The sequence below is a fragment of the Candidatus Magnetominusculus xianensis genome, from assembly GCA_001541255.1.
In the GTDB taxonomy this organism is placed as follows: Bacteria; Nitrospirota; Thermodesulfovibrionia; order Thermodesulfovibrionales; family Magnetobacteriaceae; genus Magnetominusculus; species Magnetominusculus xianensis.
This window is the reverse complement of the sequence record LNQR01000141.1, coordinates 1-1,879: the sequence shown is the minus strand read 5'-3', so window position 1 is coordinate 1,879 and position 1,879 is coordinate 1. Positions and strand designations below refer to the sequence as shown.

3 protein-coding genes are annotated in these 1,879 nt (G+C 55.7%); 1 reads left to right on the top strand and 2 read right to left on the bottom strand.

What is annotated here, in order from left to right:
• Window positions 1-316: 316 nt before the first annotated feature.
• Window positions 317-955 carry a class I SAM-dependent methyltransferase gene (locus ASN18_RS16665; protein ID WP_085053914.1) on the top strand — a complete coding sequence of 213 codons (639 nt, stop codon included), beginning with the start codon at window positions 317-319 and terminating at the stop codon, window positions 953-955.
• 72 nt (window positions 956-1,027) lie between these two features.
• On the opposite strand, the gene ASN18_RS16660 is transcribed toward ASN18_RS16665, so the two are convergent.
• Window positions 1,028-1,330 (bottom strand): helix-turn-helix domain-containing protein, encoded by a 303-nt coding sequence (locus tag ASN18_RS16660; protein WP_085053912.1) that lies wholly within the window; start codon window positions 1,328-1,330, stop codon window positions 1,028-1,030.
• Window positions 1,323-1,700, bottom strand: coding sequence for a type II toxin-antitoxin system RelE/ParE family toxin (locus ASN18_RS16655; protein WP_085053913.1), 378 nt, complete (start codon window positions 1,698-1,700; stop codon window positions 1,323-1,325). Before ASN18_RS16655 ends, ASN18_RS16660 begins: the two co-directional genes overlap by 8 nt.
• Between the last annotated feature and the right edge of the window lie 179 nt (window positions 1,701-1,879).

Genomic DNA, 1,879 nt, shown 5'->3' with positions numbered 1-1,879 from the left:
CATAGACGTGTGCCCACACCGATGATTACCAGATTTTGAAAGATCAGAACCCGCACTCGATGGTGCAAGGTGGCCTCCATGGCCGAGAAGAAGGAATCTACATTAACCACCCGTGGGTGTCAACAGAAAAATGCAGAACCGCTTCTTTTTTTTCCCGCTTGAAAAGACAAACCATAAAATAGAGTGCGGAACCGTGTGGTTAGCCTTGACAGCCCGGGGGGCACCGGTTATCGTCACCCATCGTTGCCGGCCGGGGGGGCGGCCAGCCGGGTTTTTACCCGCTCCCCTTCACTCTTCTCCTGCACAGGGGTTTCCCATGAAAGTTTTTCTCCATGTCGGTTGCGGGGCCAGTCGGCAAGATCAGACCACCCGGGGCTTCAACACCCCTGAATGGCGGGAGTTGCGTTTGGACATCGACAAGAGTGGTGCGCCGGACATTATCGGCAGCATGACAGATATGCCGGCTGTAGCGGATCAGTCGGTGGATGCCATCTTCTCCTCTCACAATGTGGAGCATCTGGCCCCGCACGAGGTTCCGCTGGCGTTGGCCGAGTTCAGGCGGGTGTTGAAGCCGGATGGTTTTGCGGTGATCACCTGTCCCGATTTGCAGGCCATCTGTGCGTTGGTGGCGCAGGATACGTTGCATGAGCCCATCTATTCCACGGTCAAAAAGCCCATCACGGCGTTGGATGTGCTGTATGGCTTTCGGGTGGCGATGGCGGAGGGGGGCAGTTTCATGGCCCATCGGTGTGGGTTTACCCAATCTGTCATGGTCCACACGTTGCGCCAGGCCGGTTTTGCCATGGCGGCCACCAAGCGGAGGGGAGAGCCCATGTATGATTTGTGGGCGTTGGCGGCCATGCGGCCCTTTTCAGGAGACGAAATGCAAAGCTTGGTGTCGGTACACTTTCCGATCCAGGGAGAGGCCAATCTGTGGTCGTGGCCGGCGGCTTGAGCTTTTGATCTTTTCAAACGATTGCGGGGGTCCGGGGAGCGTGGCCCTCCCCGGACCCCCGCGATTGCTTTATCAACAGAGAACGGACAACCCATTGCGATCAATCAGATCCAACAGGCGCAGTGCCGTACCCGACGGCTTTTTTTGCCCCTGCTCCCATTGCTGTACTGTCGTCTTGCCAATACCAAGGAACGCAGCAAACACAGCCTGACTGACATGGTTTTTTGTGCGAATACGCCGGATATCTGCTGCCTCCAGGTACCGTTTTGGCGGCAGGCACAGCGCGTCAATCTGGCGCATGGTGACAGCATCCATTGCACCAACCTTCACCAAATCACGTGCCATCTCGTGGGCAATATCCAAAATTTCACTCATTGTGAAGCTCCATAATCGCACCATTCGCCAACAACGCACCGATTTGCTGCTCCGTGGCAGACAAAAAGTCCCTGGCTGCAAGAGTCAACGCAGCCTCCTCCCTGTCCGTCAGGTTTGCCTTCGCATTTTTCGGAAAGGCGTAGAGAAAAATGATACGGCTTGAATCCGTTCTTCGATAACCAACAACCGTTCGATACCCCCCACTTTTTCCGGTCCCTGCCCTCGCCAATCGCTTTTTGAACAGACAGCCACCCAGATCCGCTTCAACCCTGCCAGCAACTATCTCCTCCGCAGCAGCATACAAAATGGCGTCCGGAATACCCTCTTTCCGTGCCCAACGGTCGAACCACCTGTTTTTGAATATCGCCATTATATCGCTTAGTGATACACTTCGCAATGCCAAACCATTAAATCTTTTTAACAATTGCAGGGGCCTGGGGAGCGTCACGCTCCCCAGTAGGGTGCAGGGGCAAAGCCCCTGCATGTAACGGGCGCGCTTTCCCAAAAGCCCATTTGCGCAGCAAATGGGCGCAGCGCGCCCAAAACGCC